This is a genomic window from Phenylobacterium glaciei (genome assembly GCF_016772415.1).
GTDB classification, from domain to species: Bacteria; Pseudomonadota; Alphaproteobacteria; order Caulobacterales; family Caulobacteraceae; genus Phenylobacterium; species Phenylobacterium glaciei.
The window spans coordinates 975411-998470 of sequence record NZ_JAGSGD010000001.1 but is presented as its reverse complement, the minus strand read 5'-3'; the positions used below and the strand labels follow the sequence as shown (position 1 = coordinate 998470).

The 23060-nt window shown below is 67.8% G+C and carries 23 protein-coding genes; 9 read left to right on the top strand and 14 right to left on the bottom strand.

Going from position 1 to position 23060, the window contains the following annotated elements:
* Positions 1–216 precede the first annotated feature (216 nt).
* The 6 genes from JKL49_RS04845 to JKL49_RS04820 all read right to left on the bottom strand — a co-directional run bounded on the left by JKL49_RS04845 (position 217) and on the right by JKL49_RS04820 (position 4718).
* A complete protein-coding gene (locus JKL49_RS04845; RefSeq protein WP_215338590.1) occupies positions 217–384 on the bottom strand; it encodes a hypothetical protein in 168 nt (55 codons plus the stop codon).
* Positions 385–457: 73 nt separating this feature from the next.
* Positions 458–1114, bottom strand: coding sequence for a tetratricopeptide repeat protein (locus JKL49_RS04840; protein WP_215338589.1), 657 nt, complete (start codon positions 1112–1114; stop codon positions 458–460).
* Positions 1115–1128: 14 nt separating this feature from the next.
* Positions 1129–1884, bottom strand: a complete 756-nt coding sequence (locus tag JKL49_RS04835; RefSeq protein WP_215338588.1) for an SDR family NAD(P)-dependent oxidoreductase — start codon at positions 1882–1884, stop codon at positions 1129–1131.
* Positions 1874–2545: an iron-containing redox enzyme family protein gene (locus JKL49_RS04830; protein WP_215338587.1), complete on the bottom strand. Its 672-nt coding sequence runs from the start codon at positions 2543–2545 to the stop codon at positions 1874–1876. Before JKL49_RS04830 ends, JKL49_RS04835 begins: the two co-directional genes overlap by 11 nt.
* 11 nt (positions 2546–2556) lie before the next feature.
* Positions 2557–4002, bottom strand: coding sequence for an AMP-binding protein (locus tag JKL49_RS04825; RefSeq protein WP_215338586.1), 1446 nt, complete (start codon positions 4000–4002; stop codon positions 2557–2559).
* Positions 4002–4718 (bottom strand): thermostable hemolysin, encoded by a 717-nt coding sequence (locus JKL49_RS04820; RefSeq protein ID WP_215338585.1) that lies wholly within the window; start codon positions 4716–4718, stop codon positions 4002–4004. The genes JKL49_RS04825 and JKL49_RS04820 overlap by 1 nt, the downstream gene beginning before the upstream one ends.
* 180 nt (positions 4719–4898) lie before the next feature.
* Here JKL49_RS04820 and JKL49_RS04815 point away from each other — a divergent pair, with 180 nt between their 5' ends.
* The 6 genes from JKL49_RS04815 (at position 4899) to JKL49_RS04790 (ending at position 11399) form a co-directional block, all read left to right on the top strand.
* On the top strand, positions 4899–5414 hold the full coding sequence (locus JKL49_RS04815; RefSeq protein ID WP_215338583.1) for an RNA polymerase sigma factor: 516 nt from the start codon (positions 4899–4901) through the stop codon (positions 5412–5414).
* Between the two features lie 88 nt (positions 5415–5502).
* A complete protein-coding gene (locus JKL49_RS04810) occupies positions 5503–6486 on the top strand; it encodes a FecR family protein (RefSeq protein WP_215338581.1) in 984 nt (327 codons plus the stop codon).
* A gap of 30 nt (positions 6487–6516) precedes the next feature.
* On the top strand, positions 6517–8925 hold the full coding sequence (locus JKL49_RS04805) for a TonB-dependent receptor (RefSeq protein ID WP_215338579.1): 2409 nt from the start codon (positions 6517–6519) through the stop codon (positions 8923–8925).
* 458 nt (positions 8926–9383) lie between these two features.
* Complete coding sequence (locus JKL49_RS04800; protein ID WP_215338577.1) at positions 9384–10328, top strand: NAD(P)/FAD-dependent oxidoreductase; 945 nt, start codon at positions 9384–9386, stop codon at positions 10326–10328.
* Positions 10329–10551: 223 nt separating this feature from the next.
* Entirely contained in the window at positions 10552–10908 is a 357-nt protein-coding gene (locus tag JKL49_RS04795; RefSeq protein ID WP_215338575.1) for a thiol-disulfide oxidoreductase DCC family protein, read from the top strand.
* The gene (locus JKL49_RS04790) at positions 10905–11399 is read left to right on the top strand and encodes a DUF427 domain-containing protein (RefSeq protein WP_215338573.1); all 495 of its coding nucleotides are present in this window, start codon (positions 10905–10907) and stop codon (positions 11397–11399) included. The genes JKL49_RS04795 and JKL49_RS04790 overlap by 4 nt, the downstream gene beginning before the upstream one ends.
* Before the next feature lie 61 nt (positions 11400–11460).
* Here the strand turns inward: JKL49_RS04790 and JKL49_RS04785 are convergent, their stop codons facing one another.
* The 7 genes from JKL49_RS04785 to cyoA all read right to left on the bottom strand — a co-directional run bounded on the left by JKL49_RS04785 (position 11461) and on the right by cyoA (position 18304).
* Positions 11461–12000 (bottom strand): response regulator transcription factor, encoded by a 540-nt coding sequence (locus JKL49_RS04785; protein WP_215338571.1) that lies wholly within the window; start codon positions 11998–12000, stop codon positions 11461–11463.
* Positions 11990–13330, bottom strand: coding sequence for an ATP-binding protein (locus tag JKL49_RS04780; RefSeq protein WP_249778026.1), 1341 nt, complete (start codon positions 13328–13330; stop codon positions 11990–11992). The genes JKL49_RS04785 and JKL49_RS04780 overlap by 11 nt, the downstream gene beginning before the upstream one ends.
* Entirely contained in the window at positions 13327–14019 is a 693-nt protein-coding gene (locus JKL49_RS04775; protein ID WP_430700663.1) for an SURF1 family protein, read from the bottom strand. The genes JKL49_RS04780 and JKL49_RS04775 overlap by 4 nt, the downstream gene beginning before the upstream one ends.
* A gap of 71 nt (positions 14020–14090) precedes the next feature.
* Entirely contained in the window at positions 14091–14459 is a 369-nt protein-coding gene (gene cyoD, locus JKL49_RS04770; protein WP_215338569.1) for a cytochrome o ubiquinol oxidase subunit IV, read from the bottom strand.
* Positions 14456–15091 (bottom strand): cytochrome o ubiquinol oxidase subunit III, encoded by a 636-nt coding sequence (gene cyoC, locus JKL49_RS04765; protein WP_215338567.1) that lies wholly within the window; start codon positions 15089–15091, stop codon positions 14456–14458. Before cyoC ends, cyoD begins: the two co-directional genes overlap by 4 nt.
* On the bottom strand, positions 15088–17100 hold the full coding sequence (gene cyoB / locus JKL49_RS04760) for a cytochrome o ubiquinol oxidase subunit I (protein ID WP_215338565.1): 2013 nt from the start codon (positions 17098–17100) through the stop codon (positions 15088–15090). The genes cyoC and cyoB overlap by 4 nt, the downstream gene beginning before the upstream one ends.
* A gap of 10 nt (positions 17101–17110) precedes the next feature.
* Positions 17111–18304: a ubiquinol oxidase subunit II gene (gene cyoA, locus JKL49_RS04755; RefSeq protein WP_347340353.1), complete on the bottom strand. Its 1194-nt coding sequence runs from the start codon at positions 18302–18304 to the stop codon at positions 17111–17113.
* Positions 18305–18496: 192 nt separating this feature from the next.
* Here cyoA and JKL49_RS04750 point away from each other — a divergent pair, with 192 nt between their 5' ends.
* Entirely contained in the window at positions 18497–19831 is a 1335-nt protein-coding gene (locus JKL49_RS04750) for an MFS transporter (RefSeq protein ID WP_215338562.1), read from the top strand.
* 27 nt (positions 19832–19858) lie between these two features.
* A complete protein-coding gene (locus tag JKL49_RS04745) occupies positions 19859–20128 on the top strand; it encodes a DDE-type integrase/transposase/recombinase (RefSeq protein ID WP_215338561.1) in 270 nt (89 codons plus the stop codon).
* Positions 20129–20247: 119 nt separating this feature from the next.
* Here the strand turns inward: JKL49_RS04745 and JKL49_RS04740 are convergent, their stop codons facing one another.
* Positions 20248–22305, bottom strand: coding sequence for a CocE/NonD family hydrolase (locus JKL49_RS04740; RefSeq protein ID WP_215338560.1), 2058 nt, complete (start codon positions 22303–22305; stop codon positions 20248–20250).
* Between the two features lie 385 nt (positions 22306–22690).
* On the opposite strand from JKL49_RS04740, the gene copC reads away from it, so the two are divergent.
* Complete coding sequence (gene copC, locus JKL49_RS04735) at positions 22691–23059, top strand: copper homeostasis periplasmic binding protein CopC (protein ID WP_215338559.1); 369 nt, start codon at positions 22691–22693, stop codon at positions 23057–23059.
* Position 23060: the final 1 nt, after the last annotated feature.

The window sequence follows — 23060 nt, the reverse complement described above, 5'->3', positions numbered from 1 at the left end:
GACCTGGTCTCCGAAGGCCCTGTTCGGCGCGCAAACCCTCCATTTCAGGGCCTGTCTCCGCGCAAGCCTGCGGTTGAGGCGTTCCTTATCGGTATCCTGAACCGGACCAGCACCCGAGACGCTTGGCCGGCGATCAGGGTGTCATCGGCATGGTCGACACCCTTAACCCTCGGCGCGCGAGCAAGGCCGCGCCATAGCGCGACCTTTCCGCAAGCGTCAGGCATTGGTGTCGAGGATGGTTCCCTGGCCCTTGGGCGGGATTGACTTCGGCGCGGGCCGGGGCGCGTCGTCGGCGTCGTGGTCATTCTTGATGTCCGGCCCTTTGGTTTCGGTGGACTCGATCGCCACGGGCGGGGTCGAGGACCCGATGCTGGAAATGCTCACTTGTGATGATCCTTGAGGTTCTGAGATTGAAACGAGGGGTAGGCCGCCCCTCTGCGGACCGAGCGCCGGGGCGCTAGGACTTGAGTTTCTGACGGGCCTTGGCCAGCAGGGCCGTGGCCTCGGCCCGACGGCCGCGGTCAGCCACCTCGCGGCCCGGTCGCGGCGGGGCGGCGAGCGCGCGATCCAGGACCTTCACCGCGCCGGCGGCGTCCCCCTGCCGCAGCAGGAAGTCGCCCTGGAAATAGTTCGGATCGATGCCGCCCGGATTGGCCGCAAGGGCCTTGGACAGATAGGTCCGCGCCTTGGCGGGATCGCCGAACCCGATGGGGAAGCCAGGCACCTGGGCGTAGAGGGAGCCGAGGGTCGTGTAGACCGAGCCGTCGCCTAGGGCGGCGGGATTGATCTTCTCGGCCTTCTGCAGCAGGCCCCGCGCGCTCTTGGCGAGCGCCAGGCCGCCCAGCCCCCCCTTGGCGCCGGCCTCGGTCGCCTGGGCGATGGCCTCCCAGACCAGGGGTTCGGCGCGGTTGGGATATTGCCGGGCGAGCGCCTCGGCCTGGCCGGCCAGGCGTTCGGCCTCCGTGGCCCGGGCCGCGGTGTCTCGCACCTCGTAGTTCACGTGGGCCCAACTGTCGGCGAGGCCGTCGAGGCGGCTCTCGAAGCCGGGGGGCTCGGCCGCCGCCGCCGCGCTGGCGGTGAGGGACAGGGCGAGGAGATAGGGGGCGAGTTTCATGGGATCTCCTGGGATCAGCGGGCGAACAGGGTGGCGGCCTTGCGGTCGTTCGCCGACAGGGCGCGGTCGATGAGGCCTGGGAAGATGGCGTTAAGGCGGACGAACAGGCTCTCTGGGAAGCCGAAATAGACGTCCCGGCGCCGCGCACCGATGGCGTCGACGATGCGGGCGGCGATCTGCTTGGGCTCGTCCATGTTCATGTGGGTGAGCTTGGCGAAGGCCATCACCTCGGCGGAGTTCAGCGCGGTGCGCACCGCGCGCGGCGCCACATAGGTGACCGCCAGTCCGGTCCCCGCCAGTTCTCGCCGCAAGGCCTGGCTGAAGCCGCGAAGCCCGGCTTTGGCGCTGGAATAGGTGACGAAGTGGGCGAAGTTGATGGAGCCGAACACGGAGCCGACATTGACGATCTGGCCCCTGCCGCGGGCCTTCATGGCCGGCAGCGCCGCCTGGGTCAGGCGCACGGGGGCCACCAGATTGACCATGTAGCTGGCCAGCAGGTGGCTGGGGGACTGCCGCTCCAGGGGTCCGAAGTGCTGGATGCCCGCCAGGTTGACCACGATGTCCCAGACTTTGCCCGACACCGCCGCAGCGGCGTCTTCAAGCCCCGCCGGCGTCGACAGGTCGGCCTTCAGGAAGCCGACAGCCTGGGTCGGCGCGACCCGGTCCATCACCGTGACCCGCGCGCCCTCGGCGGTGAGTTGGGCGCTGATCAGGGCGCCGAGCCCGCCGGCCCCGCCGGTGAGCAGGATTTCCTGGTCCTCAAACCGCATGGGCCAGCTCCCGGTCGTGAGGGATGGCGCGGAACACCTCGGCGAAGCGGTCAAAGATCCCCTTGGCCACCTCGATGATCGCGGACTGGTCGGCGGGGTCGTCCACCTGGTCCATCAGCTTCTGGAAGAAGACCAGGTGCTCCTGGTCCAGCGAGCCGTGCGAGGTCAGGTAGCTGAAGCATTCCGGCCCCAGGTGCAGGCTCTTGGCCACCGCCGAGGCGCCCTGGGTGGCCAGCTGCACGCTGGTCCCTTCCAGGACCAGCACCATGCCGAAGAAGCCCATCGGATTGATGCGGGCGATGTAGTCGTAGGCGTAGTCGACCATGGCCTGGGTGGCGGGGCGCGGCGGGCCGCGGCGCACCGCCTCGGCGTCACCCCCGCAATGGCGGATGTCGTTGAGGATCCAGGCTTCGTGGCCTGTCTCCTCGGCGATGTACTCGTCCAGGGCCTCGCGGAAGTGGGCGTGGGCGTCGTCGAGCCCTGCCTTGGCCGCCTGCATCAGGGGCACGGTGTGACAGACGTGGTGATAGGCCTCGGTGAGATAGGCGATGTAGGTTTCGCGAGAGATCCTGCCGGCCAGGCCGTCCTGGATTTGCGGCACGGCGGCCAGGGTGGCCTGGCCCTCCAGGGTCTCGGTGATAAGTCGTTCGAAGAAGGTCACGTGGGCGTTTCCTAGGCTTGGGCTTCGACAAAGGGGTGGGTCAGCAGCACCGCGCGGCGGGGCCGGCCGTTGCCGGTCAGCTCCCCAGCGGCGGGATCGAAGGGCGCGCGGACTTGCCAGCGGCCGATCTGGGCGTAGGCGGGCAGGTTACGGTTGGCGCGCGCGACAGCGGCCTCAAGATCGGCGGCCGCCATGTCCGGCGCGAGCGGCACCAGCAGGGCGCCCAGCTGTGCCTGGCCCTCGCCAAACACGATGGCCTGGCGGATCTCGGCCTGGGCCAGCAGCTCGCTCTCCACCCATTCCGGCGCGATGTTGCGGCCATAGGCGTTGATGATGGTGTTGGCGCGCCGCCCGTCGATGTGCAGGAAGCCGTCGGCGTCAAACCGGCCCAGATCGCCAGTGCGGACCGGGCCCAGAGCAGGCTGGCCGCCCGCATAGCCGAGGAAGGGCCGCGGGCTGACGATAATCTCGCCGCCGGAGTCGATCTCCACGGTAAGGTGCGGCAAGGGCCGGCCCGCAGCGCCTGTCTGGTGGGCGGAGGGTGTGTTGAGGGTCACCACCGAGGCGCACTCGCTTAGCCCGTAGCCCTCATAGACCGGCAGGCCGAGGGCCTGGGCCTGGGCCAGCAGTTGCGGGGCGACCTTGGCGCCGCCGACGGCGACTAGGTTGAGGTTCGGGAACCGCGCGCCGGTGAAGCTCATCACCATCAGCACGGCGCGCAGCAGCTCGGGAACCAGGATCAGGCTGGTGGCCCCCTCCCCGGCGATCGCCGCGGTGAGGCGAGCCAGGTCGGGGCGGAAGGGGTTATCCAGGCCCAGCTCCGTAGGCGGTAGGACGTGATAGCGGCCGCCGCCTATCAGGGTGGCGTAAAGGCCCGCCACATTCTCCAGCAGGATGGAGAGCGGCAGCAGGGGCAGGTGCCGCCCCGCATAGTCGGCGCCGATCATCTGCACCAGGGAGGCGGCCACCGCCTCCATCTGGTCCTGAGACAGGCAGACCCCCTTGGGCTGGCCTGTAGAGCCGGAGGTGTAGGTGATCTTGGCGGTGCCGGCCGGAAGGCGCGGCGCAGCAGTCGCCAGCGGCGTCGCCGTGAGCTCGATCCCAGCGATCCGCAGCTGGGCGCCGGCGTCCTCGGCCGAGATCAGCAGGCCCGCGCCTGAGTCGGCGACGGCGTGGTCGCGCTGGGCCGGGGTGAAGAATCCAGGGATCGGCAGGCTGGGCCAGCCCAGCTTGACGAGGGCCAGGTCGAGGATGACCCAGGCCGGACCGTTCTCCAGCATGACGGCCACCGGCGCGTCGGGCGACTTCAGGTGCGCCAGACCCGCCAGCTGCGCCGCGGCGTCCTCGATGGCCTGAGCCAGCTGGGCGTATGTGAAGCTCTGGTCGCCGCCGCTCAGGGCCACGGCCTGGGGCTTGGAGAGGGCGTGGGCCGCAATGGCCTGCAGGACCCGGCTCATCACACCTCTCCCCGGCAGGCGGGATGCAGGCGGGGGATGACGTCGGCCTCGGCGATGGGATCGGCGGTCAGCATCTGGGCCAGGGCCGGCAGGGCCGGGGCGATGGCGCCGGCCAGGACCTCCGGGTCACGGCTGTAATAGGCGCCCCAGTCGGCCGCGCCGCCGCCGAGCCGGGCGGGTTCGGCGCGGGTCAGGGGCTGGGTGGCGAAGCCGACCCGGGCGAAGCTGCGGCGCAGTTGCCGGGTGGCGGTGGCGACGGCGTGGGTGCAACCGCGCTGGTCGAGATGGCGGGCCAGGGCCAGGAACAGGAACAGCGAGGCGCCGCCACTTTCCGAGGCCAGGTTGCCGATCTCGGCCACGGCGGCGCGGTCGGTCGGAACCGCCAGTTTGGCGGTCAGGGCGGCCTCCACCGGCTCGTCCAGATACTGCTCGAGGAACAACGGCCCGAGGCCGGCGAACCGGAACCCCACCGCAGCGAGGATGGTCCCCTGGCGGTCCTGCACGCTCATCAGGGTCGGATAGTGGTTGCGGATTCTGCCCTGGAAGGCGCGGTCATAGGCCGCCTCCAGGAAGGCCTCGACCCGCAGCCGCTCGGGGGCAAGCAGGTGGTGGATCGAGATCACCCGCGGCTCCACCGAGGTGAAGCGCCGCACCCGTTCGGCGTCGAATTGCAGACGCCCCTGAAGGGCCCCGTCATCGACCATCATCACTTCCATCGCGGCTCGTCTCCGGTCCGTGTGAGCGCCCCAAGGCGCTTCAACCGGTAACGACGACGCGTCCTCCGGACCGCCTCAAAGGTTTTGGATTGCGTCGCGCGGCGGCATGGGGAACATCGCGCCCGAACGCCGGATTTCCCGGCGCGCGCCGGCCCTCGGGCCGAAGGAACTCAGCCCGCCTTGGACGCTTCTGATCCCCTGCTGGCCGTCTATCTGGAGCGTCGCCCCGAGCTGGTGCGCTATTTCCGCGTCCGGCTGCGGTCGGAGGAGGCCGCCGAGGATCTGGTGCAGGACATCTATCTGAAGATCTCCGGCCGTCCGCCGGAAGACATCGGCAATCCCGCCGCCTATCTCTATCGGCTGGGCACGAACCTGATGCTCGACAAGATCAAGCAGGCGAGGCGCGCCGGCCATCGCGACGCCGCCTGGCGCGACGTCCACACCAGCGCCTCCGGCGGAGAGGACATCTCCGAGACCCCGCCCGCCGACGAGGCGCTGGACGCCCGCCAACGCCTCGACCAGATCATTGAGACCGTCAACGACCTGCCGCCCCAGGTGCGCGAGGCCTTCCGCCTGCACAAGCTGGAGGGGCTCAGCCACGCCGAGACCGCCGCGGCCATGAAGATCTCCCGTTCCAGCGTGGAGAAACACATCATGGCCAGCCTCAAGCGCATCCTGGCCAGGGTGGGACGATGACCGCGAAGATTTCTTGGAGGCGCCTGGGAGTTTGTGGCGTCTTTGGGGCGAGCACCCAGATGACCCGCACCACAAACCCGATGCCGAGATGAGCCCGCGCACCGACCCCGGCGCGACCGAGGCCCTGCGCGACGAGGCGCTGGCCTGGCTCGTGCGCGTGCAGTCCGACGCCGCCACCGGCGACGACTGGTCGGCCCTGACCGACTGGCTGGAGGCCTCCGAACAGCATCAGGCCGCCTTCGAGGCGGTCGAGGCCCTGGCCGCCGAGGTCGCCGACCAGGCCGCGCAGATCGCACCGCGCCTGGCGCCGTCCACCGGCGAGGTTCAGGCCTTCCGGCCCCGGCCGGCCGCAACCCGACGTGGGGGGTTCATCGCCGCCCTGGCCGCTGCCGCCGCCGTCCTGGTGGTGTCGCCGCTGGCCTGGCGCGCCTATGAGGGTCCGGCGACCACCTACGAGACCGGCGTCGGCCAGACCCGCGAGATCGCCCTGGCCGACGGCAGCCACATCCGTCTGAACGGCGGCTCCAAACTGACCGTACGCCTGGGCTGGCGCGCCCGGCGTGTGGAGATGGCCCAGGCCGAGGCCACCTTCGACGTGGCCAAGGACCCGTCCCGCCCCTTCCTGATCTCGGTGGGCGACCAGCAGGTGCGGGTGGTCGGCACCGAGTTCAACATCCGCCATGACGACAGGACCGTGGTGGTGAGCGTCCGCCGCGGCGTCGTCGAGGTGCGTCAGCCTGCCCTGGGCCCCGCCCCGGTGGCGCGGCTCACCGTCGGCCAGGCCCTGCATCACGTGGAGGGCGCGCGCACCTCCCGGGTCAGCGCCGTGGCGCCTGACGCCGCCTTCGCCTGGACCCAGGGCCGCCTGATCTGCGAGGACCAGCCCCTGTCGGAAATCGTCGCGGCGTTGAACCGCCGCTACCCCACCCCGATCCGGGTGTCGGAGGCGGTCGGCCGCCGCCGCTTCTCCGGCGTGCTCGACCTTGGCGACCAAGCGGTGCTGGTGGACCGGCTGTCCCGCTACCTGTCGTTGACGGTTGTTCGCACCGGCGCGGAAATCACTCTACGCTGACGCCCCCGCTTGCCTTCGAGGGCGTTCGCCTTGCCGTCTGTCCTGTGGCGCCGATGGGTGTCGGCCCTGAGCCTGGTGATCGGTCTATCGGCCGCCTGCGCCGCAAGCGCGGCTCCGCGTCTGATCGGGTTTCACATCGCGCCCCAGCCCCTACCCGCCGCCCTGACGCAGCTTGCGATCCAGGCCGGGGTTTCCATCAGCACCGGGCCGGCCTTTGCCTGCGGCCCCGCTCGCGGACTTGAGGGGCGATACAACCTTGAGGTCGCTCTCACCCGGCTGCTGGCCGGAACCGGGTGCGGCTATCGCCTGATCGACGCCGGGGCGGTGGAGATCGTCCGGCTGCCGCCCGTCGCGCCAACCCGGCCGGCCGCCGCCACACCCTCTGCGCCTGTGGAGACCTCGGAACTGATTGTGGTGGCCACCCGCCGGCCCACCCAGGCCGACCGCCTGGCCTATGCCGTCAGCGCCCAGGACAGCCACCTCCTCACCGCTATGGGGGTCCGCGACGCCGGTGATCTGGCCCTCACGACGCCCTCTATGATGGTCACCAACCTTGGGCCGGGGCGGGACAAGATCCTGCTGCGCGGGCTATCGGACGGCGCCCTCACCGGCCGCACCCAGTCGATGGTGGGGATCTATCTCGACGACGTGCGCCTGACCTATAACGCCCCCGACCCTGACCTGCGCCTCACCGACATGGCCCAGGTGGAGGTGCTGCGCGGCCCCCAGGGCGCGCTTTATGGCGCTGGCTCCCTCGGTGGGGTCCTACACTTGGTGACCGCACCGCCTGATCCCGACCGGCGCGGGGCATGGGCCTCGGTCTCCGCCGCCGTCGCCCACGACGGCGGGCCCTCCTCGGTGCTGGAGGGGATGATCAACCAGCCCTTCGCCGGCGGCCGCGGCGCGGCGCGCCTGACCGCCTATCGCGACGCCCAGGGCGGCTATATCGACGACCCGGGCCTGGGCCTGGACGACGTGAACCGCTCCGTGCGGACGGGCCTGCGCCTGGCGCTCCGCTTCGACCTGGACGACCGCTGGCGTCTGACCGGTGGGGTTGTGAGCCAGACGATCAATTCCCACGACACCCAGTACGCGCTGGAAGACGCCGCGCCCTTGACCCGGCGCAACCAGGTCCGCGAGCCGCACGACAACGACTTCGCTGAGGCCCATCTAGGCCTGCAGGGCGCTCTGCCCTGGGGCGAGCTGCGCGCCTCGGCCGCCGTGGTGCGCCACCAGGTCGCCAGCCGCTATGACGCCACCACCGCCCCGCCCCTGGCGCTGCCCCCCGGTCCCGCGGCCTATGACGACGAGGACGACATCAGCAGCCTGGTGACCGAGGTCACTCTGAGCGCGCCCTTCACCGCAGAGCGGCCCTGGCTGGTGGGCCTGTTCCTGGCCCGGACCCGCCAGGATATCGGCCTGACGCTGGCGACCCTCGGCCCAGCCGGAGTCACCGGCTTTCAGGAGGTCCGCCGCGACCGCCTGAACGAGGCGGCGATCTTCGGCCAGGTCGAACTGCCCCTGGGCGAGCGGGTGCGGTTGACGGTGGGCGGACGACTGTTCGCCTCCGACACCGAGGTCGACAGCGCGATCACCGCGCCTCTGGCCGGAGCCGCCGCGCGGTTCACGGGCCAGATCAAGCATTCGGGCTTCACCCCCAAGGTGGTCCTGGCCTATGCGGTCAGCCCCAGCCTGCTGACCTATGTCCAGGCCGCCGAGGGCTATCGCGCGGGCGGCGCCAACACCACAGGGGCGCCGGGCCAGGTGTTCAACCCGCAGAGCGGCTCCGAACCCTACCGTCTCTACCAGCCCGATGAGCTCTGGAGCGTCGAGGCCGGCCTGCGGGCCAGCCTGCTGGACGACCGGCTGAAGCTGCGGGCGGCAGTGTTCGAGGCCTTCTGGCGCAACATCCAGAGCGACCAGCTGCTGCCCTCGGCCCTGCCTTTCACCGCCAATATCGGCGACGGCCGCAATCTTGGGGTGGAGCTGGAGGCCGCCTACACCGACGGCCCCCTGGTGCTACGGGGCGAGCTGCTGGTCAATTCGCCCGAACTCGACCAGGCCAATCCCGCATTCCCCGGCCGCGCCGATCTCGGCCTGGCCGGCGCCCCGGCGGTGACAGCGGGGGTCTCGGCCCACTATGCCTGGCCCCTGTCTGCCGACCGGCGTCTGGAGGCAGACGCCCGCTACAGCTATGTCGGCGTCTCGCGTCTGACCTTCGACGCCGTCACGGCGCCGAAGATGGGTGACTACGGCGTGGCCCGCGTCGCCGCCAGCCTGGTTTCCGAGCCCTGGCGTCTGACCCTGGCGATCGACAACCTCACGGACTCCCGCGGTGACACCTTCGCCTATGGCAACCCCTTCACCGTCCGCACCTCGCGACAGGCGACACCGCTGCGGCCGCGCACGGTCTCCCTGACCCTGACAATTTCCTACTAGAGCCTGATCCGTTGAGGTGGAATCGCTTCGCGATTCCGCCGATGCGGTGAATCAGGCTCCAGATAAGCGAGAGCATGATTCACGCTTCAGCCGGGACCGCGACGCGGTTCCGTCTAAAACGATCATGCTCTAGGTCGCGCACACGCCCCGTGGCCCCGTCTTCGAGACCCAGAGGTTCACGCCATCTGCGCGTCCCGATCGAAATGCTCAGCTGTCCAGATCAAAGCTGGACCCAAGCGGCGGGCGGCGCCGATTTGACAGTCGCCGTCCAACCTATTGGAAATTCAAGGGTTAGCTTTGGTGGGTTTGACAGTACAAAAATATTGAAAACCTTCATCAACAGCAGTCCCTCCCGGGCCGCCGTCGTTCTTGTCATCGCTCGCCGTGCTATTCCCGATGATTGAGCCTGGACGTGTCGGCGCACCCTGCCGAAGCCGTGGCGCAGAGCAAAGACAGACATGAGAGTTGGGATCGTGGGCGCGGGCATGTCGGGATTGGCATGCGCGGAGGTTTTGGCGCGCAGCGGACATAAGGTGACGCTGCTGGATAAGGGCAGAGGCGCTGGTGGGCGGATGTCGGTGCGTCGGATCACCACGCCCCAGGGGGAGGCGAGCTTCGACCACGGCGCCCAATACTTCACCCTGCGCGACTCCGGCTTTCGGGACAGGGCGGCGGAATGGATCGCGAAGGGATGCCTCGCCCCCTGGCCGGCGGCCGGCGCGGACGCCTATGTGGGGACGCCGGGCATGAATGCGCCGCTGCGGCAGATGGCGGAGGAACTGCCCGTCCAGTGGGGTGCGAGAGTGACCCAGTTGTCGCGGCAAGGACCGGGCTGGCGCCTGCACCTGGAGACCGGGACCACGGTCGAGGTGGACGCCGTGGCCCTGGCCTTGCCGGCTGAGCAGGCGGCGGAGCTCACGGTGTCGGTCGCGCCGGCCATGGCCGCCAGGGCTCGATCCACGAAAACCATGCCCTGCTGGACGGTGATGGCGGCGTTCGCCGACAGACTTCCAACCACGCTGGATTGCTGGCGGGGCGATGACGGCGAACCGCTCGGCTGGGCCGCCCGCAACGGATCCAAGCCGGCGCGGACGGGGCCGGAGGCCTGGGTGCTGCAGGCCAGCCCGGGCTGGTCGAGCGAAAACCTGGAGGCGCCGGAAGACGAGGTCGCCTCGACCCTGCTGAGGGCCTTGTGGGACAGGTTGGGGACGGCGGCGGCGACCCCGATCGCCCGTGCGGCCCATCGCTGGCGGTACGCGAGATCGGGCGCCGAGGGTTCGGGCGCCATCTGGGACGCCGAACACCGGTTGGGCCTGTGTGGGGACTGGCTGATCGGCCCCCGCGTGGAGGCCGCCTGGCTGTCCGGCACGGCGCTTGCGGCGCATATCAAGGCGTCGTCCTAGAGCCTGATCCGTTGAGGTGGAATCGCTTCGCGATTCCGCCGATGCGGTGAATCAGGCTCCAGATTTAAGCGAGAGCATGATTCACGCGTCAGCCGGGACCGCGACGCGGTTCCGTCTAAAACGATCATGCTCTAGCCCCGATTTCCGCCTGGGGCCGATCGGCGGCGCCACTCATTGCGGATTAGCCGGTGCGCAGACGACCTCGGCATCCTACCTTGGACCTATGAGCCATTTGACCGTCTGGTACGATGCGGGGTGCCCGCTTTGCCGCCGCGAAATCGCCTTCATGCGTCGGCTCGACAGGGCCGGAGCCATCCACTTTGTGGATGCCACGGGGGACGATGTTTCCTGCCCCATCGATCGCGCTGAATTGCTGGCGCGCTTTCATGCCAGCGAAGACGGTGTGCTGGTGTCGGGCGCGGACGCCTTTGCGGCGATGTGGCGGGCGATTCCGCTGCTGCGTCCCCTGGGGCTCGCGGCACGTCGGCCGTGGGTGCTGGCCCTCCTTGAGCGCCTCTATGTCGGGTTCCTGCGCGTTCGGCCGAGGCTACAGCGACTCTTTGAGCGCGGGCCGGCATGAGGCCTCGACCCGATCCCGTCGGCCCCGGCCAGGAAAGCGTCTGGTCCTATCCCAGGCCGCCCGTCGCGGCGCATAGTCAGGCCCACATCGTCATCGCGCACCGGGGCGTCATCGTCGCCGATACCCGCGACAGCATCCGTACGCTCGAGACCAGCCATCCGCCGAGCTACTACATTCCGCCGTCGGCCATCGCCCCCGGCATGCTGCGCCGCGCCGAGGGCTCCTCGTTCTGCGAATGGAAGGGCGCTGCGACCTATTGGGACCTGGTGATCGGTGATCTTGTCCTGCCGCGGGTCGGCTGGAGCTACGCCAACCCCAGCCCCGGCTTTGTGAGCCTGCGCGATCACATCGCCTTCTATGCCGGCCCATTCGACCAGTGCTGTGTCGATGGCGAAAGCGTGACGCCTCAGGCCGGCGACTTCTACGGCGGGTGGATTACAAGCGCCCTTGCGGGGCCCTTCAAGGGCGCCCCCGGCAGCCTTGGCTGGTAGCCAGGTGAGCGACGGGCCTGCCCCCAAGGCGGGCCGTCATCTGCCGCCAGCCCGCCCGTCTCTACTTCACCTGCTGCTTGGCAAGCTTTCGCGCCAAGGTGCGTCGATGCATGCCCAGGCGCCGAGCGGCCTCCGAGATGTTGAATCCGGTGTCGGCCAGGGTCTGGTGGATCCGCTCCCACTCCAGGGTCTTGATCGAGGTCGGCCGGGTGCCCAAAGGAATCTCAGCGTCCCCTGATCCGCGCCCGAACGCCTTCTCGATATCGTCCGTGCTGGCCGGTTTCGCCAGGTAGTGGCTGGCGCCCAGCTTGATCGCCTCGACCGCCGTCGCGATGCTGGCGAAGCCCGTGAGCACGACAATGATCGTCTCCGGGTTCAGCGCGTGAAGAGTCTGGACGCAGACCAGGCCCGACAGCCCATTCAGCTTGAGGTCAACCACGGCGTATCGCGGGGCCTCGGTGGCCAGCAGCACCCGGAGTTCATCGTGACTGGCGGCCCAGCTGACCGTATAGCCGCGTCGTTCGAATGATCGACACAAGGTGCCGGCGAACGCGGAGTCATCCTCAACAATGACCAGGGTGCGGGGATCTTCAGGCGTCACGATTGGCCTCGCCCAGTGCGAGCGCAGACAGCGGTAGGGAGAGATGCACCTCGGCCCCGCCGCCAATGCGGTTGGCGGCACGGACCGTGCCGCCCAGAGTCCTCAGGGTGTTGACCAGCAGGAACAGGCCAAGGCCGGCTCCCGCCTGGGCCTTGGTGGATTGGTAGGGTTGCCCCAGCCGCTCCAGGATTTCGGGGGCGAACCCCCGACCGTCGTCGGCCACGGTAATCCCAAGCACGCCGCGCGCAATGGCCGGGCGAAGTTGCACGTGGCGCGCGCCGGCCTCCACCGCGTTGTCGAACAGAGTCGCGAACACCTGCCTCAAGGCGGTGTCAGATATGATCGCGGGATCCTGTCCAGCCAGGTCCGTCAGGTCCACTGCGACCTGGTCATGGGTGGCGCGCCAGCTGTCCACGACCTCAGTCAGGAAGGTTCTGAGCGTGGTGCGGATCGTTGCTTCTCCTCTCGCCTCGCCTGCCGATATCAGGATGCCGGTGACGATCGCCTTGCAGCGCTCCACCTCGGCCTGCATCACGCCCATATCCGCGGCGAGATCCGCATCCAGCGCGAAGATCGGCACGCGCCGCCAGTCGCTGAGGATCACCGCGAGCGAGGCCAGCGGCGTGCCCAGTTCGTGCGCGGCGCCGGAGGCCAGTAGCCCCATGCGCACAATGTGAACCTGTTCAGCGGCCTGCTGGCGGAGATCGGCCAAGTATGAATCCCGCGCCTTCAGGTTCTGATTGATGCGCGTGACGAACAGCAACAACAGCACAGCCATCAGCACGAAGCAGACCAGGCTACCCTGCAGGTAGAGGGTGAAGAGCGCCTCGCGGCTCATCTGCACGAGGTACAGTGGATGGTAGACGAAGCTCAGGCCTGCCGTGCACAGGCTGGTGATGGCGATGAGCGCCCAGGCATAGGCGGGCGCCAGGAGAATGGCGCCGAGCACCACCTGAAGCAGGTATAGCGGCGCGAAGGGGTTGGTGACGCCGCCGCTGAGGCTGAGTTGCAGGGTCAGGGCCGCCACGTCGACGAACAGGGCCAGGAAGAGTTGCCGATCGGTGGGCGCCCGCCCGCGGTGCAGCATCGGCAGGCTGGACAGATTGATCAGCGTCAGCACGACGGGGGCGACCAGCAGCCAGGGCAAGGGCAGCCTCACGCCCAGGCCCCAGGCGACCACCGAGATCGTCACCAGCTGCCCGAAAACCGCGACCCAGCGCAGTTGCACGAGCAGCAGCATATTGCGCAGGTTGGCGGTCTGCGGCGAGACCACGACCTCCTCGCGCTCGTCCAGGCCGAGAAGGCGGGAAAGGTCGGCCCAGCGAATCAAGGGGCGTCTCCACGGCGCTGCGCACGCTGGGCGACACCTAGCGCGACGGCGACGCCCAGGGCGAGCGCAAACCAGGTTATCGCATACACCAGATGGCTGTTGGGGAACCGCACAACGGTCATGCCCCCCCTCGGCCAGCCGCCGGGATTGGGTGTCGCATCGGCGTCGACAAAATAGGGCGCCGCCTCCCTCAACCCACGGCGGGCAGCGATAGCGTGCACGTCGCGAGACCGCCAGGCGTCGCGTTCCGGATCGTTGGCCCTCAGGAAGCCGCCGCGAGGTTCCGTTATGCGCAGCAGTCCGGTGACCCGTTGTTCGCCGCGCACCAGGCCCAGCGGCCGGCTTTCCCCTGCGCGAAGCCTGGAGGGAACGAAACCCCGATTAACGAGGATCGTGAACCCAGCATCAGTCCTCAGCGGCGTCATCACCCAGAAACCTGGGCCGGCGGCGGTCACCGCCTGGGTCATAGTCTCACGATCATGCTGGAACACGCCCTGGACGACCACGTGGCGATACTGGTCCCGTTCCCGGGTGACCGAGGGCCATTGAGCCGGGCCGGGAGCCGGGGAGGCAGGCGCGTGAATGCGCGCCTCGATCTGGGCGATCAGGGCCGTCTTCCAGGCCAGACGTCTGACCTGCCAGACCCCCAGGGTGAAGAACCCTACGATCAGCACCGCACCCAAAACCACCAGCCCAAGCTTGGCGTAGCGGCGATGCGACCGGACAACCTTCCCGGCCGACCCTGGCTGCGCAAGGGGGGTCAGGGCGCTTCGCTCATATCGTGGGCGGGCCCCATGTTGGTGTTGAGGTGGGACATGACCCAAAGGGAACCGCTGAGCGTGATCACCACGATGATGATGGTGAAAATCATAGCCAGGATCGTCCAGCCGCCCTCCGCCTTCCCGTTCATGTGCAGGAAATAGATCATGTGCACGACGATCTGGACCGCGGCGAAGCCGACGACGATCAAACCGGTGACCTGCGGCGGCAGCGCGCCGGTCATCACCAGCCCGAAGGGGACGGCGGTGAGGGCGACCGAGAGGCCAAAGCCGGTCAGATAGCCTTTCAGAGATCCGTGGGCGGATACCGCGTGATCGGCATGGCCGTGATCGTGGGTCGGCGCGCTCATCTCAGCATTCCAAGCAGATAGACGAAGGTGAAGACCCCGATCCAGATCACGTCCAGGAAGTGCCAGAACATGGACAGGCACATGAGCCGGCGCTGGTTGGCGACCGTCAGCCCTCCCCGGGCCACTTGAATCATCAGGGTGACGAGCCAGATGACGCCGAAGGTCACGTGCAGACCGTGGGTCCCGACCAGGGTGAAGAAGGATGAAAGGAAGGCGCTGCGCTGAGGCGTGGCGCCTTCATGGACCAAGTGGCGGAACTCGTAGAACTCGACGCCCAGGAAACCCAGCCCGAACAGGCCGGTGACAGCCAGCCAGGCTTGGGTCTGGCTGACCTTCCCGCGGACCATCGCCAGCATGGCGAAGCCGTAGGTGATCGACGAGAACAGCAGCAACGCGGTGTTCAACGCCACCAGCTTCAGGTCAAACAGGTCCTTCGGCGCAGGACCGGCGGCATAGGCGCCGCCCAGCACCCCGAACGCCGCGAAAAGCATCGCGAAGATGAGGCAATCGCTCATCAGATAGATCCAGAAGCCCAGCATCGTGCTGGAGCCCTCGGGGTGATGCGGCTCGTCCTGCAGGTGGAAGACCGGCGACGTCCCGTCGCTCAGGACGGCTTGATGGGCGGCGGTCATGCGCGCACCTCCCCCAGGGACGCGAGGGTGCGGGTGCGGGCGTCCTCAAAGACCGCGACCTCGTCGGCCGGGACGTCATGGTCGCGGTCATAGTTGAAGGTGTGCGCGATGGCCGTGACCAGAACACCTGCGAAGCTCGCGGCCGCCAGCCACCAGACATACCAGATCAGGCCGATCGCCATGGCCACGCAGAGGCCGGAAATGATCACGCCGGTCCCGGTATTGCGGGGCATGTGGATGGACCTGAAGCCTGTAGTCCGCCGCTGATAGCCGCGGGCCTTCATGTCCCACCAGGCGTCATTGTCGTGGATCACCGGCGTGAAGGCGAAATTGTATTCCGGCGGCGGCGAGGAGGTGGCCCATTCCAGGGTGCGGCCGTTCCATGGGTCGCCGGTCACGTCGCGCAGCGCCTCGCGGTTGCGGATGCTGACGGCGATCTGCACCAGGAATGCGGCGATGCCGACGGCGATCAAGGCGGCGCCAAAGCCTGCGACGATGAACCAGATCTGCAGGGACGGATCGTCGAAGGTCCGCAGGCGGCGCGTGACCCCCATCAGGCCGAGCACATAGAGCGGCATGAAGGCGAAGAAGAAGCCGATCACCCAGAACCAGAAGCTGATCTTCCCCCACTTTTCGTCGAGCCTGAAGCCGAAGGCCTTGGGGAACCAGTAGTTGATGCCGGCGAACAGGCCGTACAGCACGCCGCCGATGATCACATTGTGGAAGTGAGCGATCAGGAAGAGGCTGTTGTGCAGCACGAAATCGGCGGGAGGAACGGCCAGCAGCACGCCGGTCATGCCGCCGATCGTGAAGGTCAGCATGAAGGCGATCGTCCACATCATCGGCAGTTCGAACCGGATGCGGCCGCGGTACATCGTGAACAGCCAGTTGAACAGTTTCGCCCCCGTGGGGATCGAAATGATCATCGTCGTGATCCCGAAGAACGAGTTCACGCTGGCGCCCGAGCCCATGGTGAAGAAGTGGTGCAACCACACGAGATAGGAAAGGATCGTGATGACGATCGTCGCATAGACCATCGAGGTGTAGCCGAAGATCTTCTTGCCGGAGAACGTCGCCGTGACCTCGGAAAACACCCCGAACAGCGGCAGGATCAGGATGTAGACCTCCGGGTGTCCCCAGATCCAGATCAGGTTCACGTACATCATCGGGTTGCCGCCGAAGTCGTTCGTGAAGAAGTTCATCCCCGCATAGCGATCCAGGGACAGCAGGGCGAGCACCGCCGTCAGCACCGGGAAAGACGCCACGATCAGGACGTTGGTGCAAAGTGAGGTCCAGGTGAAGACCGGCATCTGCATCAGGCCCATGCCCGGGGCGCGCATCTTCACGATGGTGGCGATGAGATTGATGCCCGAAAGCGTCGTCCCAACCCCGGCCACCTGAAGGGCCCAGATGTAGTAGTCAACGCCGACGCCCGGGCTGTAGCCGATGCCGGAGAGCGGCGGATACGCAAGCCAGCCGGTCTGGGCGAATTCACCCACGAACAGCGACATCATCACGATCACCGCGCCGGCCGCCGTCATCCAGAAGCTGAAATTGTTCAGGAATGGGAAGGAGACGTCGCGGGCGCCGATCTGCAGCGGAACCACATAGTTCATCAGGCCCGTGACCAGGGGCATGGCCACGAAGAAGATCATGATCACCCCGTGGGCGGTGAAAATCTGGTCGTAGTGGTGGGCGTTGAGATAGCCCTCAGACCCATTGAAGGCCATGGCCTGCTGGAGCCGCATCATGATCGCGTCGGCGAAGCCGCGCAGCAGCATGATAATCCCCAGGATCATGTACATGATCCCGATCTTTTTGTGGTCGACGCTGGTGAACCACTCGCGCCACAGATAGCCCCAGAGCTTGAACCAGGTGAGCGCGCCGACCACGGCTGCGCCGCCCAGAGCGACCACTGCGAAGGTGGCCACGACGATGGGCTCGTGCAGAGGCAGGGCCTCCAAAGTGAAGCGTCCGAGGAACGGCGAGACAGCGGGTGCGGGGAACATGGGCGGACAATCAGGACTCTGAGGGCGCAGGCGCGCCGGGGGCGACGGACAAGGCTGGGCGGAACCGGGCTGAAACCGGCGACAGACCCGCACCTATCAGGCGGTCTGAGGGCATCGTCTGGGCGGCGAAGTGCTCCGCCCGCAGCCGACCGGCAGAATCGGCGACGCCCGCCGTGTCGCGGCCGTCGTCGGTCGGGGAGCAGATGGACATGACATAGGCGTCGGAGCTGGCAAGGACCGAGGGATTGCGGCCGTGCTTGTCGTGTAGGAGGGGCAGCGTGTTGCGCGCCGCGCGGAGACCCAGACCGCCCGTACGGTCGATCGCCATCATCTCGCCCATGCACATCTTCCCGGGTTCGACGCACATGCCCAGGATCGCGGGCCACAGCTGCGCGTCGACCCGCGAAAACCGCATCACTGGCGTTTTCTCGCTGGGGCGCTCAAGGGCGAGATAGCGGCCGCGGTCGAGGGTTTCACCGCTCTGACGCGCCACGGCGACCCAGCGCTCGAAGCCCGGCTGGTCCAGGCCCTGGAATGTGAAGCGCATTCCCGAGAAGCCCGCGCCGGAATAGTTGGCGGAGAAACCCTGGTACCGGCCGGGGCGATTGATGACCGCGTGCAGGCGCGTCTCCATGCCTGGCATGGCGTAGATCTGGCCGGCCAGGGCGGGAATGTAGAAGGAGTTCATCACCGAGGACGAGGTGATGTGGAAGCGGATCGGACGGTCCACGGGCGCGGCGACCTCGTTGACGGTGGCGATGCCGTACTCGGGGTAGATGAACAGCCATTTCCAATCCAAGGCCACCACGTCGACCTGCAGGGGTTCGACGGCGGCTGACGTCCCCTGCCCCGCCTTGATGCGGTCAAGCGGACGATAGGGATCGAGCAGATGGGTCCCAGCCCAGGTCAGCGCGCCCAGGCAGATCACGATCATCAGGGGCGCGGACCAGATCGCCAGTTCCAGGTGGGTGGAATGATCCCAGTCCGGCTCATAGCGCGCGTCCGAGTTGGAGGCCCGGTACCTCCAGGCGAACAGCACCACCAGGACCAGGACCGGCACGATGATCAGCAGCATCAGCAGGGTAGAGGTGACCAAGAGGTCACGCTGCTGGCTGGCGACATCGCCAGCCGGGTCCAGCACGACGGCGCTGCAGGCGCTGAGCGACATCACGAACGGCGCAAGCAGGAACGGGCGGAGGCGCAAGGCAAATCCAATCGGGTGACGAACGCGGTGGGACGCATCCGGGCGTCCCTGCATCCCCACCTAGGCTCCGCGCCCGGGCTCCGACATTGGACAATCTGTCCAATCCCCCCTGACCGTCCAAGGGCTCAAAGACAAAGCCTCAGAGGACGGCGTGCGCGCTGTCCGATCCCCATGGCCATAGCGACCCCGTTCATGCCGACAGATAGCCTCTTGCCGTCATCCACCCCGTTGGAGCGCGACGCCGCCCGGGTCAACGCTGGCCACGGCAAGGTCGACCCGGGCGAAATCGCCATCGGCGTAATCATCGGGCGGACCTCTGAGTTCTTCGACTTCTTCGTCTACGCCATTGCCTCGGTTGTGGTGTTCCCCAAGCTGGTCTTCCCCTATGCCGACCCGCTCACCGGCACCCTGCTGTCCTTCACCATCTTCGCCCTGGCCTTCATCGCCAGGCCGTTCGGTACAGCCCTGTTCATCGCCATCGATCGGCGCTTTGGCCGTGGATCCAAGCTGACCTCCGCCCTGCTGCTGCTGGGCACCTCCACCGTGGCGGTGGCCTTCCTGCCGGGTCACGCGCAGATCGGCGCCTGGTCGGCGATCTTGCTGGCCGCCTTCCGCATCGGCCAGGGCGTAGCCCTTGGCGGAACCTGGGACGGCTTGGCGTCCCTGCTGGCCCTCAACGCACCGGCTGACAAGCGTGGCTGGTACGCCATGATCCCGCAGCTCGGCGCGCCCATCGGCCTGATCGTCGCCAGCGCCCTGTTCACCTATTTCCTCAAGGTCCTATCGGCCGCCGACTTCCTTGACTGGGGCTGGCGCTACCCATTCCTCGTGGCTTTCGCGATCAATGTGGTGGCCCTGTTCGCCCGCCTGCGGATCGTGGTCACGCCAGCCTTCCAGACCCTGTTTAAGAGCCGGGAGCTGCAGCCGACCCCGGTGGTCCAGGCGATCGCCGAGGAAGGTCCGAAGATAGCCGTCGGCGCGTTCGCCCCCCTGGCCAGCTTCGCGATGTTCCATATGGTGACCGTCTTCCCGCTGTCCTGGATCTTCCTGTTCACCCGCGAACCGCCGAGCCGCTTTCTTCTGATCGAGGTGGTGGGTGCGGTGTTCGGCATCGTCGCGATCCTGGTCTCGGGCCTCCTGGCCGACCGCTACGGCCGCCGCACGGTCCTGGCCGCCACCGCCGCCGGGATCGCAGCCTTCAGCGGGTTCGCCCCGCAGCTCCTCGACGGCGGCCCGGCCGGCGAACTGGTGTTCATGATCTCGGGGTTCATCATCCTGGGCCTGTCATTCGGCCAGGCCTCGGGGCCGGTGGCCTCGAGCTTCTCGCTCGCCAACCGATATACCAGTTCGGCCCTGACCTCGGACTTGGCCTGGCTGTTCGGGGCCGGCTTCGCGCCCCTCGCCGCCCTCGCGCTCTCCACCCATTTTGGCCTGATCGCCGCCGGCGGCTATCTGCTGTCCGGCGCCCTGGCCACCCTTCTGGCCCTGTGGCTGAACCGTGGGCTGGCGAGTCCCCGGTCAAACTGATCGGCTGCCGGGCGCCAAGATCAGTCCATGGCTTCTGGGCGGGAGACAGGGAACGGACCGGGGAGTCTTGTCAGCTATCTATGGCGGGCCGTCGATCACGAGGGCGAGGCGCCGGAATCCTTTGTCACCGCCACGCGCGACAAGGCTGCGGCTTTGAAATTCATCAGGAAGGCGATGAACCGTCACGGCCGGCCTCAGGCGCTCGTCACCGACGGTCTGCGCCCCTCCAGCGCGGCCATGAAGGAGATCCTCATCCGTCGAGACCTCTACCGGAGACGCCGCTCCGACATGGGCTAAGGCCAGGCCGGGGTTTGGCGAATTGCGCCCGACCGGAGACAAGTGGACCTTGGACTGACAGCACCAGCAGGCCGTCGTGCTCCGCCTCGTTGAGACCGGCGCCGCGAAGCAGGTGCTGGCTAGACGAGATTGCGCGCAATGCGGCTGTCCTTGCGACGCTGGAACACCACTGTCGCGCCCTGCCTGGCCGTCAGCTGTTCGGAGAGTACGAACTCGGTGGGCGTCGACGTCAGCTCGATCACCGCCGACAGGCTGCAGTCCCAGGCGTCGCGCTTCCACGAACTGGACGCCTCCTGGCGCCAGCGGCCCGAATTGGGCTGACCCTCGATCAACTCCACCGTCTCCCAGCGTCCCCGCGAGGTGGTGGTCCCGATGTCGGGCCAGGTGAAGGGAACCGGCAGGCTGTCGAGCTCGATCCGGTAGTGGCCGGGGGACACCGGCGCCGTGGTGACCACCGGCGGCGGCGGCGGGCTGGCGGGCGGCGGCGCATGCTTGATCGGAATCGGGAACGGCGCAGGTGAGGCCTCAGCGGGCCGCACCGGCAGGCTGACCCGGCTGTGGTCGAGCGCAAGGCTGAGGGTGACGATCTCCGGCGAGGGCCAGGCCAGGGGCCAGAGGTTCTCGCTGATCGCGACGCGAATGCGGTTGCCCCGCGTGAAGCGGTGGCCCACCAGGAACAGCGGGAAGCTCACGTCGTAGGACCGGCCTGGCTCCAGGGCCTGCGGTGTTTCGTCGGAGTCGCGGTGGGTGAGGTTCTTCAGTCCGTAGCTTACCAGCCAGGACTTTCCCTCCGGCGTCACCTCCGTCACCCGCACCGCGACCTTGGCGACGGGGCGGTCGGCGGCGATGCGGAGGTGGGCCATGGGATAGCCCAGGATCTCCAGATCCTCGGCCAGCGGCTCGCCATCGAACACCAGCGAGCGGGCGTCGTCGAGCGACTGTTCGATAGGCGGGCGGTCGATCCATTCGGGCTTGGTCAGACCCACCACCTTGTCGCCGACATAGGTGACCGTGCGGGCGGGGCCGGCCTCTCCGGCCAACCCCTCGGAGGTCAGGTGGAAGTCGCGCGGCGTGATGGCCGGCGCAGGCCAGACCTTTTCCGCCACCCAGCGTCCGGGGATTTCCGTCGGCCGCACCTCAGCCCAGGTGGCGTACGGCATGAAGGCCCGCAGCATGGGCTCGTCCATGATCCCGGTGTCGACGCCCTTCAGCCACTGCTCCCACCAGCGGACCTCCTCATAGGCCCAGTCCAGGCCCATGGGCTCGGCCGTCCACGGATAGGTATGACCCCAGGGACCGATCAGACCCTTGCGGGGGACCTGCAGCTTCTCCAGCATCCGACCGATGGGATTGGAGTAGGTGTCCTGCCAGCCGCCCACCACATAGGTGGGAACCTGGATCGCCCCCCAATCGAGACCCACCGAGCCGCGCCGCCAATAAGCGTCATTGGTCTGGTGCTCCAGCCAGGTGGCCATGATCGGCGGGGTGGCCTCCAGCCGCTGGCGCCACATGGCCTGCCAATCAGGGCCGACATTGGCGGGGTCGGGCGGCCCGGCCATCACCGCCTTGAAGCCGATGCCCCATTGCAGGTTGGTGTGGCCCAGCGCGCCGCCGACATAATGGGCGTCATTTCCATAGCGGGTGTCGGTGGTCCCCAGCGCCATGATGGCCTTCAGCGCCTTGGGCCGCATCGCGGCCACCTGCAGGGTGTTGATACCGCCCCAGGAGATGCCGCGCATCCCCACCGCGCCCGAGCACCAGGACTGGCGGGAAATCCAGTCGATGATGGCCACGCCGTCATTGAGCTCGGGGATGTCGTACTCGTCGACCATCACGCCCTCGGAGTCGCCCGAGCCGCGCACGTCGACCCGCACATAGCCGATCCCGTGGCCGGCCAGTTGGCGCCCCCAGGCGGTGTCGTGGCTGCGATAGCCGTCGCGCTTGCGGTAGGGGATGTATTCGAGCACCGCCGGCGCGGGCTCTCCTTCCGCGCCGGCGGGCACGAACAGCCGGGCCGACAGGCGTACGCCATCGGCCATCGGAATCCAGACGTGCTCCGTCTCGATCACTTTGCGCACGGGTGGCAGGCTCCAGGCCGAGGCGGCGAACGCCCCCAGGCCGTAGAGGGACGGCGCCGCGACGCCCGCGGCAAGCACACCTCGGCGCGAAAGACTCATCTGGACCTCCTCGGCCGTGACACGGGCCGTCCGAATGATGACCCACGGCGTCAGGGATGGGCGGCGAAAAAAGGCATCGGCCTATGCCGAAGCGCCGGGCGAGACGTATCGACCTCCCACCGCCTCCAACGCCAGACAGTCAGGGCAAATAGGTGTCCACGAGGGAACTGCCCAAAAGTCCTCGCGAACTCGCGCTGGTTGCGCGAGCATTGTGACTTCATCCAGCTCGCCTAACAGGCTGGCCCAGTTGGATCCTCCATTGGGAGACAACTCGACCCCCGACTGCCCCCACCCGCGCACCAGCACCTGCTGGGATCGATGAGGGATCGTCGGCGCTGTTGCGTATGTTTGGCAGGGACCGAACTCAGCCAACGGGAATTTGATGATGATGCGCCGACACCTCACCTTCGCAGGCCTCGCCGCCAGCGCGGCCCTGCTCATCGCGGGCCAGGCCGCCGCTCATGCCCACCTCGTGACATCGACCCCGGACGCCAACGCGACAATCGGGTCGCCGAAGACCATCAGCCTGACCTTCAACGAGAAGCTGACGCCCGCGTTCTCCAAATTCGAACTCAGCATGCCCGCGATGAACGGCATGAAGGTCAAGATGAAGACCACGGTCTCCAAAGACCACCTGACCATCGTCGGCAAGCCCCAGGGAAAGCTGATGCCGGGCGCCTATGTGATCACCTGGCACGCGGCGTCCGACGACGGCCACAAGATGGACGGCGTCGTTCCCTTCTCGGTGAAGTAGC

Excerpts from the sequence above, each read along its gene's own strand:
- JKL49_RS04840 (WP_215338589.1), bottom strand. The coding sequence starts at position 1,114 with ATGAAACTCGCCCCCTATCTCCTCGCCCTGTCCCTCACCGCCAGCGCG.
- JKL49_RS04835 (WP_215338588.1), bottom strand. The coding sequence starts at position 1,884 with ATGCGGTTTGAGGACCAGGAAATCCTGCTCACCGGCGGGGCCGGCGGG.
- JKL49_RS04825 (WP_215338586.1), bottom strand. The coding sequence starts at position 4,002 with ATGAGCCGGGTCCTGCAGGCCATTGCGGCCCACGCCCTCTCCAAGCCC.
- JKL49_RS04820 (WP_215338585.1), bottom strand. The coding sequence starts at position 4,718 with ATGGAAGTGATGATGGTCGATGACGGGGCCCTTCAGGGGCGTCTGCAA.
- JKL49_RS04810 (WP_215338581.1), top strand. The coding sequence starts at position 5,503 with ATGAGCCCGCGCACCGACCCCGGCGCGACCGAGGCCCTGCGCGACGAG.
- JKL49_RS04800 (WP_215338577.1), top strand. The coding sequence starts at position 9,384 with ATGAGAGTTGGGATCGTGGGCGCGGGCATGTCGGGATTGGCATGCGCG.
- JKL49_RS04795 (WP_215338575.1), top strand. The coding sequence starts at position 10,552 with ATGAGCCATTTGACCGTCTGGTACGATGCGGGGTGCCCGCTTTGCCGC.
- JKL49_RS04790 (WP_215338573.1), top strand. The coding sequence starts at position 10,905 with ATGAGGCCTCGACCCGATCCCGTCGGCCCCGGCCAGGAAAGCGTCTGG.
- cyoD (WP_215338569.1), bottom strand. The coding sequence starts at position 14,459 with ATGAGCGCGCCGACCCACGATCACGGCCATGCCGATCACGCGGTATCC.
- cyoC (WP_215338567.1), bottom strand. The coding sequence starts at position 15,091 with ATGACCGCCGCCCATCAAGCCGTCCTGAGCGACGGGACGTCGCCGGTC.
- cyoB (WP_215338565.1), bottom strand. The coding sequence starts at position 17,100 with ATGTTCCCCGCACCCGCTGTCTCGCCGTTCCTCGGACGCTTCACTTTG.
- JKL49_RS04750 (WP_215338562.1), top strand. The coding sequence starts at position 18,497 with ATGCCGACAGATAGCCTCTTGCCGTCATCCACCCCGTTGGAGCGCGAC.
- JKL49_RS04745 (WP_215338561.1), top strand. The coding sequence starts at position 19,859 with ATGGCTTCTGGGCGGGAGACAGGGAACGGACCGGGGAGTCTTGTCAGC.
- JKL49_RS04740 (WP_215338560.1), bottom strand. The coding sequence starts at position 22,305 with ATGAGTCTTTCGCGCCGAGGTGTGCTTGCCGCGGGCGTCGCGGCGCCG.
- copC (WP_215338559.1), top strand. The coding sequence starts at position 22,691 with ATGATGCGCCGACACCTCACCTTCGCAGGCCTCGCCGCCAGCGCGGCC.